The 14964-nt window shown below is 36.2% G+C and carries 19 protein-coding genes; 3 read left to right on the top strand and 16 right to left on the bottom strand.

The window, feature by feature from the left end:
* Positions 1-191 precede the first annotated feature (191 nt).
* The 9 genes from CSW08_RS16605 to CSW08_RS16565 all read right to left on the bottom strand — a co-directional run bounded on the left by CSW08_RS16605 (position 192) and on the right by CSW08_RS16565 (position 7295).
* Positions 192-488 carry a nucleotidyltransferase family protein gene (locus CSW08_RS16605; RefSeq protein WP_106661046.1) on the bottom strand — a complete coding sequence of 99 codons (297 nt, stop codon included), beginning with the start codon at positions 486-488 and terminating at the stop codon, positions 192-194.
* 195 nt (positions 489-683) lie between these two features.
* Positions 684-1913 carry a cation:proton antiporter gene (locus tag CSW08_RS16600; RefSeq protein ID WP_106661045.1) on the bottom strand — a complete coding sequence of 410 codons (1230 nt, stop codon included), beginning with the start codon at positions 1911-1913 and terminating at the stop codon, positions 684-686.
* Positions 1914-2030: 117 nt separating this feature from the next.
* Positions 2031-2486: a hypothetical protein gene (locus tag CSW08_RS16595; protein ID WP_106661044.1), complete on the bottom strand. Its 456-nt coding sequence runs from the start codon at positions 2484-2486 to the stop codon at positions 2031-2033.
* Between the two features lie 382 nt (positions 2487-2868).
* Complete coding sequence (locus CSW08_RS16590; protein ID WP_106661043.1) at positions 2869-3246, bottom strand: hypothetical protein; 378 nt, start codon at positions 3244-3246, stop codon at positions 2869-2871.
* A 248-nt stretch (positions 3247-3494) separates the two neighbouring features.
* Complete coding sequence (locus CSW08_RS16585) at positions 3495-4100, bottom strand: alpha-ketoglutarate-dependent dioxygenase AlkB family protein (RefSeq protein WP_106661042.1); 606 nt, start codon at positions 4098-4100, stop codon at positions 3495-3497.
* A 126-nt stretch (positions 4101-4226) separates the two neighbouring features.
* Positions 4227-4610, bottom strand: coding sequence for a DUF3037 domain-containing protein (locus CSW08_RS16580; RefSeq protein ID WP_106661041.1), 384 nt, complete (start codon positions 4608-4610; stop codon positions 4227-4229).
* A complete protein-coding gene (locus tag CSW08_RS16575; protein WP_106661040.1) occupies positions 4600-5379 on the bottom strand; it encodes a HipA family kinase in 780 nt (259 codons plus the stop codon). Before CSW08_RS16575 ends, CSW08_RS16580 begins: the two co-directional genes overlap by 11 nt.
* A gap of 301 nt (positions 5380-5680) precedes the next feature.
* Entirely contained in the window at positions 5681-6139 is a 459-nt protein-coding gene (locus CSW08_RS16570) for a hypothetical protein (RefSeq protein ID WP_106661039.1), read from the bottom strand.
* Between the two features lie 91 nt (positions 6140-6230).
* On the bottom strand, positions 6231-7295 hold the full coding sequence (locus CSW08_RS16565) for a DUF3500 domain-containing protein (RefSeq protein ID WP_106661038.1): 1065 nt from the start codon (positions 7293-7295) through the stop codon (positions 6231-6233).
* A gap of 335 nt (positions 7296-7630) precedes the next feature.
* On the opposite strand from CSW08_RS16565, the gene CSW08_RS16555 reads away from it, so the two are divergent.
* Genes CSW08_RS16555 through CSW08_RS16545 form a run of 3 tightly spaced genes read left to right on the top strand, consistent with a single transcriptional unit; the run spans position 7631 to position 9362 of the window.
* Positions 7631-8917 carry a DEAD/DEAH box helicase gene (locus CSW08_RS16555; RefSeq protein WP_106661036.1) on the top strand — a complete coding sequence of 429 codons (1287 nt, stop codon included), beginning with the start codon at positions 7631-7633 and terminating at the stop codon, positions 8915-8917.
* Positions 8918-8922: 5 nt separating this feature from the next.
* Positions 8923-9138: a DUF6500 family protein gene (locus tag CSW08_RS16550; protein WP_106661035.1), complete on the top strand. Its 216-nt coding sequence runs from the start codon at positions 8923-8925 to the stop codon at positions 9136-9138.
* Positions 9135-9362 carry a VF530 family protein gene (locus tag CSW08_RS16545; protein ID WP_106661034.1) on the top strand — a complete coding sequence of 76 codons (228 nt, stop codon included), beginning with the start codon at positions 9135-9137 and terminating at the stop codon, positions 9360-9362. The genes CSW08_RS16550 and CSW08_RS16545 overlap by 4 nt, the downstream gene beginning before the upstream one ends.
* On the opposite strand, the gene CSW08_RS16540 is transcribed toward CSW08_RS16545, so the two are convergent.
* The 7 genes from CSW08_RS16540 to CSW08_RS16515 form a co-directional block, all read right to left on the bottom strand.
* Positions 9359-10372, bottom strand: coding sequence for a DUF3500 domain-containing protein (locus CSW08_RS16540; RefSeq protein WP_106661033.1), 1014 nt, complete (start codon positions 10370-10372; stop codon positions 9359-9361). The two genes, CSW08_RS16545 and CSW08_RS16540, sit on opposite strands and share 4 nt — an antisense overlap.
* Before the next feature lie 179 nt (positions 10373-10551).
* Entirely contained in the window at positions 10552-10695 is a 144-nt protein-coding gene (locus CSW08_RS18315; protein ID WP_203226915.1) for a hypothetical protein, read from the bottom strand.
* A gap of 147 nt (positions 10696-10842) precedes the next feature.
* Positions 10843-11295, bottom strand: a complete 453-nt coding sequence (locus CSW08_RS16535; RefSeq protein WP_106661032.1) for a tRNA (cytidine(34)-2'-O)-methyltransferase — start codon at positions 11293-11295, stop codon at positions 10843-10845.
* Positions 11296-11299: 4 nt separating this feature from the next.
* Positions 11300-12031, bottom strand: a complete 732-nt coding sequence (locus CSW08_RS16530; protein WP_106661031.1) for an SIMPL domain-containing protein — start codon at positions 12029-12031, stop codon at positions 11300-11302.
* 31 nt (positions 12032-12062) lie between these two features.
* Entirely contained in the window at positions 12063-12824 is a 762-nt protein-coding gene (gene trpA / locus CSW08_RS16525; protein WP_106661030.1) for a tryptophan synthase subunit alpha, read from the bottom strand.
* Between the two features lie 84 nt (positions 12825-12908).
* Positions 12909-14090, bottom strand: coding sequence for a tryptophan synthase subunit beta (trpB, locus tag CSW08_RS16520; RefSeq protein WP_106661029.1), 1182 nt, complete (start codon positions 14088-14090; stop codon positions 12909-12911).
* Between the two features lie 233 nt (positions 14091-14323).
* Complete coding sequence (locus tag CSW08_RS16515; protein ID WP_106661028.1) at positions 14324-14953, bottom strand: phosphoribosylanthranilate isomerase; 630 nt, start codon at positions 14951-14953, stop codon at positions 14324-14326.
* Positions 14954-14964: the final 11 nt, after the last annotated feature.

Genomic DNA, 14964 nt, shown 5'->3' with positions numbered 1-14964 from the left:
TTTCTGTCATCCCGATAGCTATCGGGAGCAACACCCTGAATAATCATCCTCGTGTGTGAATGTCATTCTCATAGGTGTTTCATTGTTTTTATTCTTTTGATAAAACTTGACTGATTCTATTAAGTTCAGGAATTTTGTTTTTGATGACATCCCAATCATCTTGAATGTGCCTAAGAAATTCTTTTGGTTCTTTAGACATATTCAACTTCATTTAAGATTTTAGGACCAATATATGGACTTAACCCATTTTTTGTTACAACCTCAATCTTTTCATTTTTGAAAATACTTTCGAACAAGTCATAAACCGCCATAAAATTATCGAAGTTCTCCTTTTCAGGGTCAAAATCAATCAATAAATCAATATCACTTTCACTTGATTGCTCATTGCGAATATATGAGCCAAATGAACCAACATTTCGAATACCAAGTTTGGTAAGCTTTGGTTTATTGGATTTAAGTGTTTTTAATATGATTTCCTTAGTTGTCATTTTTAAGCTTTCTCAAATATACAAAAGTTTATGTTTGATGGCTGAGTTCTCGAAGAATTGTAAGTGATTTTTTCTTTCAAAACTGTGTGCTCGTGGCCTACTTACAAAGCTTTTCGATTCCTAAAGACCACAAGTAAGATGCTCGCGCTTTGGGGTTATAGTTACGGGCGTATGTTCGTAACACCATTGCCAAACTCAGTTGAACTTTTTCAGTATAGCTACCGAAATACCATGGATAAGCACCGAAAGTACAATGACTACCGTAGTGACGTGTATCAGTTCGTATGAATTTGGAAAGGTAGCTTCCCCTAAGGCATACATCAAATAAAATATAGAACCAACACCGCGGATTCCGTAAAAGGATAATGCAAATTTTTCAAATGATGATAAGTCAGTTCGGTACAATGCGATCCATCCACCAAGTGGCCTGATTATAAACAGTACAATCAATGCTGTAGCGATGGTCATGACATCCAACAGCTCATAAATCGTGGCGCTAACATATACGCCCACCATGATAAAAAGGAAGGTAACAAAAATGCGTTCAATTTCCTCGGTAAAATCGTGGAGACTGTCCATATGTTTTGCTTTCTCTACGTTGTTGCCAAAGACACAAGCCGCAATAAAAACCGCAATGAATCCGTAACCGCCCAATAGTTCCGTAAGCCCGTAAGGTAACAATGTTAGCGCTAAAGACAGAATTCCACGGCTTATTTTGGAGTGATGGTTTTTAGAAGTAATCTTAAATATCAGTTTATACAAAACCCATCCTGCAAGAAACCCTATGACGCAACCAACAACAATCTTATATAGGACTTCGATAAGAAACCATTCTCCAATCCATTGGCTGTAATCAAGTCCTTTGGCCGCAAGGAATATGGCAAAGTAGGTAAATGGGAACGCCAATCCATCATTTAATCCCGCTTCGGAGGTCAGGCCCAGGCGAATTTTTGATGAGTCTCTTTTGCTCGGGCGGCTCGTTTGCAGGTCGGATGCAAGTACAGGATCAGTCGGAGAAATAAGCACACCAAATAGCACTGCTGTAGCTGGAGCAAGGCCGACTAACCACCACCCTACAAATGTGGCGCCAACGATAGTAATGGGCATGGTAATCAGCAATAATCTGAAGGAGTATTTCCAAGTCTGCCATGAAAACGGCTCTTTAATCTTTAAACCTGCATTTGTCAACGCAATAATTACCACAAATTCAGATACACGCCTTATGGCGCTTGCGTGCAACATAACGTCAAAGTCGGTATATTCCCTGCCGGCAAAAGCAATAATGATGCCTATTAAAAGATAAAGAATAGGCGGTGTTAGCCATTTTTTGCGCAAAACATTTGGAATCAGGGCGGCTATCAGCGTAATGATACCGGCAGCTAATAGGTAGTAGTTATAATAATCAAGACTAAGTAGCTCTGTCATTACTATGTATATAAAGTTTGACAGTTGGCACAGATAAATATTTAGGTAATGGCAATTGGAAACCGCTTAGTCCTGAATGAAAATGGTGCTGAATGTAAGGAGCAGTAATCATCGCTTTTAAGAATTTTTATTACCATCTATGGATTTATGAGTGAGGACACTGAAAACACCAAATACAACATGGGCGAGCATGAGATGACCAAAAAATGCTTTTAGATTTTTTGCCGGTGGATTGGGATGCCCTTCAAACATGCCCTTCCATCCCAGGATTCCTGCAAGTCCACTGGTAACGCCCAAGAGCGCCCCGGAAGTCAAAGTTGGTTTTGCTCCAGTTTTCTCCAATAATTTAATATAAATAAGCATGAACAAAATTCCTGTAGCGTAATGCATGCCCCATCCTGCCATATGCGCAGATTCTTTTGAATCACTAGTTGGCAATCGTTCCACGAGCTGTCCCATTATTTGTGGTTCTCGAAAGTTTTTGTTTTTCGATTCAGATACCAGATAACTGAATAAAGTCATAGCCGTAGTTCCAACTATGGCTGAAATTAAAGTTTTACCTATTTGAATCATCTATTTTCTATTTTAAAACAACTTTAAACGATCTCGTTACATTTATTATCCAAACTAGCACGACTTTGTTTAGACTGTAGCTGTTTGATTGTTAGATTTGTAAAGTTCAGAGCAAATTGAAAAATAAGTGCTACAGAAATCTTAGAAAGAGTTATATCTTTCACACATCTTAAACATGGAAAATGAATTTTTTTTTTTGTGAAATGCCGTTTTGAGGTGAATTCGGTTGAGGTTAAATCCAGAAAAGTAATATCGTTGTGTATGGGAAGCTAGGTGTTTTGTGAGCGCATAAAACAGCGATTTCGAATGACAGTCGTTGCGTTTTCATAAAAAAAACCTTAAACAATTGTTTAAGGTCTCAATAAAATTGAAAGTGTGATTTCTAATTGAAGTGTTCCATAATGAAAGAGGCAAGATTTTCGTCGCTCATTTTATTAGAAGTGCTTTCACTTGAAACTGCATTTTTGTATTGCGGGGTTTCGGCTAGAAATTTCATAAACTGTTCTTGGATTTGCCCCGTTCCAGTGATATGGATTTCATCAATATTGGGCATGATGCTGGCAATATCTTTGAAGAATTTTTGCGTTAAACTAATTTCTTGATTGTTTGAAGTTTTCTCATTAGAATGATTATCTGGTCCGGCATTTTCCACGTGTCCAAGAATGATGAATTCCTCAGTGTCTATATCTTTTTTTCCTACGATTGTTGCATTTCGGGTGTCCATCCAAACACCAAACAACTTTTTATTATTGTGTGACATATTTTTATTTTTTATTAAAGGTAACCCCTAAGAACCGAAAATATCGATTTTTGTGTTAAGATTGTGATTGTCAGTTTATCGTGAAACTTGGAGTTAATGGTTTTTATGAAAAACAAAACCAATTTTATTTCTATTATTTCTTGGGTTAATCGCCTATTTTCTCAGAAATTAGAGTTATATATTTCAGCCTATTCTTATATGTTGCCAAAGAGATAACACTAGTTTATTCGAGAATTTAGGGCAGGGAATTATTTAATAACTCTAAAAGTTAAGTTGATTCTTTCACCCACAACTTTTTTTGTTTTAGGAATTTGGTGTTGCCAAAAGTGTTGTAACTCACCAAGCATAATCAAAAGGCTACCGTGTGATAATTCTATGGCTATTTTTTCCTTTGTTTGGATGTGTCTTAGTTGAAAAATTCTTGTGGCACCAAAATTTACGGATGCAATCACTGGATTTTTTCCTAATTCTTTTTCTGAATCTGAGTGCCAAGAAATGGAATCATTTCCATGTCGATAGCGGTTTAACAAAACGCTGTTAAATGTAACATTCACTTTCGATTCCACTTGTCTTTTTATCTCAAGTAAGTCCGTGCTCCATTCAATAGGTTGCAGTGTGATTCCAGAGAAGGCGTAGGGTTTGTCACTATCACCATACCAAGCTGATAATCTCGGGAAGAGTAATTCCTTGCCGTACATGTTCATTTTCTCCTGTTTCCAATCAATGGATTCCAAAAGAACGTTTAGATAATGGTCGCTTAGTTCCTTGTCAAAAAAGTTTCTGATATGTAGAATTTCCCCGTTGCGGATTACTATCCGTTCGTTATGGGAGTTTGCCGAATTAAATGCATCCATGTTGAGTCATTATTGATTACTGTAATGATTTTTCTCATACCCGTCCTTAATTAGGCAATACGTAGTTTAAGATCCAAGATAATTAAAATTACCAGCATAAGCCTTTCTAAAGAATAGCGCAAGATGCTATAAAACATGCCTATTAAATATATCATTTAGCGCTTTCTGGGGGTCGCTATCCAACCCCGAGTAGGTTTTAGAACTTTGAATGATGGTACTTCTACAAGATGTGAGCCATCCAAACCGTTCGGATAATTCTAACTGACCTATTTTGCCACCAGACGCATCTCCTTTACAAATGAGTTTCCAAGCGTTCAAATACTCATTTAAGACTTCCAATTCTATTTCAGAAGAAAACGCTTTTAATTTAGCCTCACTAATGTGGTACTTGAGGTCTAAAAACTTTTTCCTTTTGCAAAAAAGAATCACACCCACATTAAAGAACTCCTCGCGTTCCACTTTAGGAACCATTCTAATAATGGCATATTTAAATGTGAATTTATCTGGCATCGGCGGCTTCTTTAACAAGTAAATCAATGTTTGAAAGTTTGGTCGTCATATATTCCATATAGGCAGCTTTCATGTCGGCAGGACTCATGGTTTCCGATTCGCTTTGCAACCAATCTTCTGGAATGGATGACACGATATCCCTAATAATGTCCTCAGTCAACAACCGTTTAATCTCAACGGCTGCCTCGGTTAATTGATCCGCTTTTTTTAAAAGCACATGGTCTTTAATAAGCGGGAAGGTTCTAGTGAGGTGTTCTGTCCAATTTGGCCAATTATGATGAAAATAAAAACTAGCCCCATTGTCAATCACCCATAATTCCTTGTTCCAATACAATAAATTGGTATTTTTATCAGTACGGTCAATATTGCTGATAAGGCTATCCAATAGCACTATTTTTGAAGCCGTTAAACCATCAACAGTAGTCACTAAAGGATCGAAGGTGATGGCACTGGATAAAAAATGCAAGCCCAGATTTAAACCGACACTAAATTTAAGCAAGTCTTGAATTTCTTCATCGGGTTGTGTCTTGCTAAACGATTCATCCAGATTCATAAATACCAATTCAGGCACTTTTAAGCCAATGGCCCTTGCCAGTTCGCCACCCATAAATTCTGCAATCAATGCCATTTTACCTTGTCCAGCACCTCTAAATTTTAGCACATACAAAAACCCATCGTCTGCTTTAACAATAGCAGGCAGCGAGCCACCCTCTCGTAAAGGTTGCAAATATTGAATAACATCTACGGTTCTAATATCTATTTTTTGCATGATTACAAAAGTGATAAAAAATGGGTTATGAACTATGGATTAGGTTATTTATTTATGAAGCTAGCAAACAAGTTACAAACCTAAAACTAGCAGTTTTTTAAACTTGGTGTTGCCATCTGCTATTTTTTCATTCAGTTATAATCTATTTTTTGTAACTTATTCTCTAGGACGGCACTCGTTGCAAACGAGCGCTAGCGGGGGAGAACGGGTGCAAACAAAATCAGAAGCTAGCAAACGAGCAACCAACTTTGTGTTAGCTAAAACTAGCAGTTTTTTATACGCGGTGTTGTGTGGCGTTTTTTTATTTTTTAACTTTTTCAAGGACGAATTCAGATTTTTTCCCATAAAGTGTTGTAGTCAGATGCAATTGTTCATCGACTAATACATAGTCCATTTCCCAATTCACATTTTCTTTTAATAACACATTTATTTTTCCAATCGATGGGTCTACTTCGTAAGTCCCATTTATTCTCAATTCGGAATCAATTTTTTGAGTAAAAATTCCGTTGTCATTGAACTCCATTATGTTATTGTTATAAGTCATTTTCGTAACTTTTATAACATTATCTAATTCCAGCGAATCAGTAAACACTTCTTTAAAGTGCTTTGAAAATGAAATAGAGTCCTTTTTAGTATTCAGATAAAAGTCTCCACTGTTTACGGAAATAATTTTCCATTCTCCAACTATATTTACTTGTTCATTCTGAGCACAGGAAATAGTCAGATTAATTAAAAAAAGTAAAGTCAAAATTCCTTTCATAAGTTTTAGTTCAAATGACACACAACGGTTAGTATATGCGGAGAGCGACCGTTTAGGGAGCATTATCGCATATACATTGTTGTGTACAGTTTTAGTGTTTATGCTGTAAATAGTGAGCTTTTAAAATATCTTCTCCAAAATCATTGCCCTTTTCTCTCCAGATAGAATGAATGTGATTACCGTCATTATTAAATCCTACGTTATCATATTCTATTATAAAATCAGGACCGTTGATTATGTAATAATTTGGTTCTCGTATTTTATAACTTCCTATCCAAGCAAAGTAAATTTCATCAATTCCTGATTCTTCAATTTTACTCAAATATTTATGTGATTTTGCATGCTCGAGGTTGTTGATATACTCTTTAATAAGCATCATCAATATATCTTTCTGCTCTGTGGTTAGTTTACTCGCTTTTATTCCTTGGTACTCAGTAATTCTTTGATTATTTGATGGATTAGTAATAATATCCCCTGGAACTTCTTGACTCAAAGTGGCAATTTGTTTTTGTTCTTCATTTAATGAATTTATGAATAACAGGCCATAATCTTCTTCTTTGCTTAGCACTCTTAACCCGGAATACTTAGATATGGTGACCTCTGCCGGGTCAGTTCCTAAGAATAGAGGTGTAAGGGAAACTTCACCGCCAACAATCGATAGATTTATTGAAATGTGATGTCCTTCAAATTTTAGTCCCCAAGGGTCTTGTAAATTTGGCTCACCCCAAATCGCAATGAAGTAATTTCCATAATCCCAATTCAGTGCTCGTATTTCTTGGTAAACTTCATCGGGAATCAATTTTCTCTCGTAAGCCTCCTTATAGACTTCGTTTAGCACATCGTCAAGTACCATAATACTGGTTGTCTTCAAGTATCCTTGAGAACTAAATAGAGTGGTCAATAAATGATGGAAAGCAATCTTACTATTCTCGGATAGATGACCATATCTTATTCCGTGTCTTTTTTGCAACCCAATCGGAAGATTTGTCCATTTCGTTCTCAAAGAATCTTCAAAATCGAAGCTCACCAATTCTATTTCTTCTTGACTAAGGGTAGATATAAATTGACTGGTTGCTTCACCAATACTTTTTGATGTTTGACCAAACAAGTAATTTCCCATAAAGAGAAATAGAATAATTAATTTATATTTTTTCATTGTTTTCCTTTTTTAATTGTACACAACTTGTTTATATGCGGAACTTTTATCAGGTTATACCACCAATTTGGCAGGATATGCCCAACTTTTAGCATTTTTTGTTCCGCTTAGATTTTTAGTCATTTTATGCTTTTTGCAATTTAAACCAAACATAACCTTTTCTTACAATCTATCAAAACAATGTCTTGCTTTTTTACCAACATTGTTTGCAACCCATAAGCTTGATATGTTTACAAAATCAACTATTTGCACATAATCCTAAAATAAGCTGTACATTTGCCCAAAATTAAAGGAGTAACCTAAATGAAATAGTGTTTGCTTCATAAAAACAAACTATGTCATTTACCAATTTAGGCTTATCTCAAGCCTTGCTAAAAGCTATTAGCAAAAAGGGATATTCAACCCCAAGTCCTATTCAACAAAAAGCCATTCCGCATATATTACAAGGCAAAGATATCTTGGCATCAGCCCAAACAGGTACTGGAAAAACAGCTGGGTTTACCTTGCCGCTTTTGCATTTGTTATCTGAAAATCCGAAAGAAAAATACAGTCCTATTCGCGCCTTGATACTCACGCCAACCCGCGAGTTGGCAGCCCAAGTGTACGCCAACGTTAAAGAATACAGTGAATTTGTAAACATACGCAGTGCCGTTATTTTTGGTGGTGTCAACCAAAAACCTCAAGTAGCAACCATGCGCCAAGGGATTGATGTATTGGTGGCAACACCAGGCCGTTTGTTGGATTTAATCAATCAGAATCACATCTCCTTAAAACGTGTGGAGATTTTAGTATTGGATGAAGCCGACCGTATGCTCGACATGGGTTTTTTACGGGATATTGAACGTATTATAAAATTAATGCCAGAAAAACGCCAGAACTTAATGTTTTCGGCAACATTTTCGGCAGATATCAAGAAATTAGCACATGGTATTTTAAATCACCCGGTACAAGTGGAGGCGACTCCAGAAAACACGACGGTGGATGCCATTAGCCAAAAAGTATACCGCGTTGCTAAAGGTTTAAAAACGGATTTGATTATTAAATTAATCTCTGAAGGGAACTGGAAACAAGTATTGGTGTTCGGACGTACCAAACACGGTGCCAATAAACTTGCTGAAAAATTGGTGAAGGCTGGTATTACAACCGCAGCCATACACGGCAATAAAAGTCAGGGTGCTAGAACTAAAGCTTTAGAAGGATTTAAAAAAGGAAGTGTACGTGTGTTGGTTGCTACCGATATTGCGGCACGAGGCTTGGATATTCCGTTGTTGCCACATGTCATTAATTTTGAAATCCCGAACATCCCTGAGGATTACGTCCATAGAATTGGTAGAACAGGTAGAGCTGGTGCCGTTGGTGAAGCCATATCGTTGGTGAGTCCAGATGAAACCACTTTTTTACGTGATATTGAAAAACTGGTAGGTATGAAAATACCATCTGAACTTTTAGCAGGTTTTGAGCCAGACCCTAATGCGTCTACAGAACCTGAGAAAAGACAACAAGGCGGCGGGAATCGATCTAGAAATAATAGTAGTTCCAGATCTTCAAATACGCAAAAAGCCAATAGTTCCAGACGACCAAGTCGGAACAACGAACGTTCTAGAACCGATAGAAGAAACTAAGCGTTATGTCACCCATTTTAAGAGCTAAGATTTTAGAAGTTTGTGATAAGAAAATAAAGGAAAAGGGAGCGGACGTAGGTGTGTCTTTCTATGCCTTTTTTGAAAATAAAAACCAACATCCAGAGTTATTAATGGAAACTGCTACGTGGTGGATTCAGGAACATACCTTGGACCATTTTGAGAAAGCTACAAAAATTAAAAAACTAGTAGAATCGTTATGAGTTCGCAACCCAACAACCCACTACACGGCATCACTTTAGAGCAAATCATAAACGATTTGGTGGCACATTACGGTTGGGAATATATGGGCTATAACATAAAAATTAAATGCTTTACGGATAAGCCTTCGGTAAAATCGAGCTTACAATTTTTAAGGCGTACCCCGTGGGCTAGAACGAAAGTGGAAGCGATGTATTTACAGATGTTGAAGAAACGAAAGTCCTAATGTTTATGGTGGTCCGAATTTTTATAATGTTCCTTAATTAAATCTTTTCCAAAGTCACCGTCGAAATCCCTCCAAACAGAATGGATATGGTTTGCATTATCTTGAGTGTTATCAAATTCAATTAAAAACGATTGTCCTTGAATTCTATAGTAGTGTCCTTTGCCTAAAGCCGTTGCACCAGCCCATCCAAATCTTAGCATATCCAAATCTTCTTCCTGAATACGTTCTATTCTTTTGTTAGTTTGCTCTACAGGTATAGTTGCTAGATATTCATTAACAAGCTTTAAAAATATGATTTGTTGTGAGTCATTCAGGTCGGCAAACTTTATTCCAACTGGGTTTAAGGGCTCAACTTCTGGCGAATTAGTGGTTACAATATCAAATGGGGAACTGTCTTGAAAGATTGCGGTCTTTTTCTGTTCATCAGATAATGAATTAACCAATTCAAAACCTAAATCTTCTTCTCTATCAAGCGTTCGTTCTCCTTTTCTTTTTCCAGATAATATGGTAGCTGGATTGGCTCCTAAAAATCTTGGACTAGCGGAAATAGTTCCATTAAGAACGGTAAAGTTTAATGAGATGTGATGTCCTTCAAAAGACCAAGCCCACAAGCTATCGGTTTCTGGATTACCATAAAAGGCTATAAAATACTTCTCTGGATGGCGGCGAATACTATCTCCGGTCGCTTCCAATAAAACGTTCTCTAAATCTATAATTTTTTGGGTTTTGCTATAACCTGTTTCTGAAAGAAAGGACTGTAACAGGGTATTGAATAATTGTTTCTGAGTAGTGTTTAAATCTAATATTTGAATGCCTGCCCTTGGTGTCATGGAGGCAGGGAAATAATGCCAAAACGTTTTTGAAGTATGGTCAAACGGAAATTGAACTTTCGCTCTCTGTTCATTATTTAAGGCATCTAAAAATTTGACTGCTGGGGTTTCCCCGAAAGGGTTAAAAGCCAATAAGAATAAAATGATGGCTGCGAGCGAGAAAATTATAATTTTTTTCATGAGCGATAGAAATGAAAGGTAACTTTTTGATAGTTAGTTTGATACCTCATGTAACGAAGTTAGTCAAATTTTTCCGAAAAGCTACAGCTATAATTTTGCTTTAACTTTATGGTCTATTACCCTTCATAATATCTTCCTACATCGTCTAGCGGTGCTTACTTATATTTGTATTGAGAATATTATTTCTTGTTCTGTTGTTTTTTAATGGTTTTTTCATTAATATCAAACTTATTTGTTTTTTGATTCACATTTCCAGTCGGATTTGTTGGATGTGTTTGTTCTTTTGTTGTTTTAAATTTCTTTTTATCTTCAATAATTCCCATGATTTCTATTTTTAAGGTTCACCGATAATATAAGAAATAACTATTTAAATTGTCTTAAATGTATCTTAAAACTTGGAAGTAGAGGTTGTTAATCACGCTTTTAAGGGCTGAATAACAGTAAAAGATGCAATTATTTAGGAATTAGTTTTACCTTAATTGCCTTAACCCTTCATACACGACAATACCCACTGCATTAGCTAAATTTAAACTTCTCACATGGGTGCTGTATAACGGAATTTTATAAAGGCTTTCGGCATGTTTTTCGGTAATTGTTTTTGGCAGTCCAACAGATTCTTTTCCAAAAATTAAAAATAGATTGTCTTCAAAAGGGATGTCCCAATGGTTTTTATGGCCATGGCTAGAAAGAAACACCAGGTTTTGGTCTTTGTTAATTTTGAAAAAGTCGTCAACGCACTCGTAATAAGTGATGGTGAGGTGTTGCCAATAATCCAACCCGGCACGTTTTAATTTGGTATCGTCAATTTGAAATCCGAATGGTTTTACAAGATGTAAATGAGAGCCAGAAGCCAAGGCCAACCTGCCAATATTGCCTGTATTGTTGGGTATTTCTGGTTCTATAAGAACAATGTTTAAAGGCATTAATTTACTTGACGTGATAGGTTAATTTCATGGTTATGGATGCGGTTTTCTCTTTTGACGCCGTGTTATAAACGCCGCCCCAAGAATAGTCTTCATTGGAGTTTTGTCCGGTAATTTGAAATATACCCATTTGTGCTATAGAAAGATCTCCCAATTTAGCTCCAGAATTTTCAGAAATGCTTTTGGCACGCAGGTGTGCATTTTCAGTCGCTTGAGAAACCATTTCAATTTTTAAATCTTCAAGTTTTGAGTAGTAATAGCGAGGCGCCATAGAATATAATTGGATACCCTTGTTCAATAAATCTGTGACTTCCCTCGAAATTTTTTCAACATTTTCCACGTCTTTTGAATTAATTTGAACGGTTTGTGTCAATGTATAATCGGTAAACTCTTGACCTATATATTTGCCATCATTCGTATAATTTTGTTTAAAGTTTTTCTCAGTGACAACCGCATTGAAAACAAATACGCTATCATTCAAACCTTTAGATTTAAGGTATTCAGAAATAATTTCTTTGTCTCTTTGCAAATCGGCATAAGCTTGTTTTAAATCCATGTTTACTTGCGAAAATCTAGCCTCCCAAACGATGAGGTCGGATGTAAAGTTAGCTTCTCCCAAACCTGTAACGGATATGGTTCCAGCTGTTTTGTTTCTATTGATAAAAGCGTTTCCTAAAATAATGGAAGCTAGCACAATGGCGATGCCAAATACAATGGCACTAAGATTTTTATTCATTTTAAAAAACGTTTTTATTGAAACAAATTAATTATCTGATGGATGTAACGAATTTACTGATTTTATCAATAGGATGATCACTAAGGAATTTTATAAAAGCACTACCTATAATGGCACCTTGCGCATATTCGGTGGCTTGTGTAAATGTTTTACTATCAGAAATACCAAATCCAATAATCTGAGGATTTTGAAGATTCATGTTAGCAATACGTTTAAAATACCTAGTATTTTCGTCACCAAAACCGGACTGACTTCCCGTAACACTGGCACTACTTACCATATAGATAAATCCGTTGGAGACAGAATCTATAAACTGAATGCGCTCATCGGAAGTTTGTGGCGTGATTAAGAACACATTTATTAATCCGTATGTTTCAAACGTGGATTTATAATCATCGTGATATACATCTACAGGTAAATCGGGAATAATCAACCCATCAATACCAACTTCTTGACATTTTTTGCAAAATGCTTCCACACCGTATTGAAGTATGGGATTAAAATAGCCCATGATGATTAACGGAATGTTCACCGTTTTTCGAATGTCTTTAAGTTGATTGAAAAGCACTTCCGAAGTCATGCCATTTTTTAAAGCTTTGGTTGAACTCGCTTGAATGGTTGGGCCATCGGCCAATGGATCACTAAAAGGCAAGCCGATTTCAATCATATCAACCCCATTTTTTTCTAACTCTTGAATGATGTTTATGGTATCATCCAAATTGGGATACCCAGCTGTAAAATATATGGATAGAAGTTTTTTGTCTTCTTGTAATTTATTTTGAATTCGATTCATAATGTATTGTTTTTGTCAACCTGACTTGTTTCAGGTTCTCACCAATTTTTTTTAATGTGATGCTGAAACAAGTTCAGTACGACCTTACAGTTTAAAATATTTAATATAAGTATCCAAATCCTTATCCCCTCGCCCAGATAAACTCACCACAATAACATCATCTGGTTTAAAGGTTCTTTGCTCAAAAATGGCAAGCGCATGAGAAGTTTCTATCGCTGGAATAATACCTTCTAATTGGCACAGCTCTAAACCAGCGGTCATCGCTTCATCGTCTGTTATCGCCATAAATTCGGCACGTCCCGTTTTTGCTAAATGGGCATGCATGGGACCAACACCAGGGTAATCCAATCCTGCAGAAATAGAATAAGGCTCAGTAATCTGTCCGTCTTTAGTTTGCATCAATAGCGTTTTACAGCCATGAATAATGCCTTCTTTTCCTAAAACAGAAGTTGCAGCACTTTCACCAGAATCAACTCCCAATCCAGCAGCTTCAACAGCGATAATCTTCACGTCTTGTTCGTGTAAAAAATGGTAATAAGTACCCGCAGCATTACTGCCACCGCCAATACAGGCCACCACATAATCTGGGTTTTCCGTGCCTTCTTGTTCTTTTAATTGCCATTTAATTTCTTCGGAAATAACCGATTGAAACCGTGTGACCATATCTGGATACGGATGTGGGCCAATAGCAGATCCAATGATATAATGCGTGTTTACGGGGTTGTTGATCCAATCGCGAATGGCCTCGTTGGTTGCATCTTTAAGTGTTCTACTACCCGATAAGGCAGGAACCACTTTAGCACCTAACATTTTCATGCGGGCCACATTGGGAGCTTGACGAGCAATATCAATTTCACCCATATAAACAATACATTCCAATCCCATTAAAGCACAAACCGTAGCTGTGGCAACACCATGTTGACCAGCACCCGTTTCGGCAATAATTCTGGTTTTTCCTAGGCGTTTAGCCATGAGAATCTGACCAATGGTATTATTAATTTTATGTGCACCAGTATGATTTAAATCCTCACGTTTTAAGTAGATTTTAGTATTGTATTTTTTTGAAAGTCGCTTGGCATAATAGAGTGGAGAAGGGCGGCCCACATAATCTTTAAGCAATTGATTGAACTCTTTTATAAAGTCAGGTTCAGCCATAACGCTCAAGTATTTTTGGCGTAATTCTTCTACATTTGGATAGAGCATTTCTGGTATGAATGCGCCTCCAAATTCTCCATAATAGCCTTTTTCGTTTACGTTGTAATTCATGTTATTTCTATTCCTGCGAAGGCAGGAATCTATTTAATTTATATTTAATTTATAATGGATTCCGCATCAAGTGCGGAATGACAAGCTCATTTTAAACTCTTTTAATGTTTCAATATCTTTTAATTCTAACAATTCCTGTTATTTTTTTTGTCAGTTAGAGTGAAATTCTTTTTTTTAGAATTTTGTATCGAGAACTTTTGACTTCTCGATACAATTTTTTCGTGCCTCAAAAATTACTCGAAGTGACATAATTTGTTTTTAAACTCTTTTAATATTTCAATATCTTTTAATCCTGCTTCTATTTCAAATTTACTATTTACATCGATGGCATAACAATATTTGGATTCTGGCTTTTCTAGGAATAACAAAATACTATCAACCTCTTTCAAACCAATACCACCACTTAAAAAGAACGGTTTTGTTGAAGGATATTTATTTAAAATAGTCCAGTCAAAAGTGTAACCGTTGCCCCCGGGCAATTTGCCTTTGGTATCGAATAAAAAGTAATCACAAACAGGTTCGTAAGGTTTTAAATCATCAAAATTGAAACTGTCATCGACTGAAAATGCTTTGATGATTTCAATATTATATGCTTTTAATTTTTCACAATATTCAGGTGATTCATGTCCATGTAATTGAGCAGCGTGTAAATGATAAAAGTTTATTTTCTCAATGACTTCATGAAGTTCAGTATCCACAAAAACCCCTGTTTTTTTTATGGAATGAGGTATTTGGGGCATGTCGTTTTCACCGAAATGTCTTTTGGATTTTTCGTGAAAAATAAAGCCAAGATAGTCTGGTTGCAATGCTGCAACTTGTTCGATATTATCTTGGTATTTCATACCGCAAACTTTAAGCCTCATATTTTCTTATT

The sequence above is a fragment of the Confluentibacter flavum genome, from assembly GCF_002843175.1.
GTDB lineage: Bacteria > Bacteroidota > Bacteroidia > Flavobacteriales > Flavobacteriaceae > Confluentibacter > Confluentibacter flavum.
Note: the sequence above shows the minus strand (reverse complement) of the source record. Positions and strands in the feature narration are given on the sequence as shown.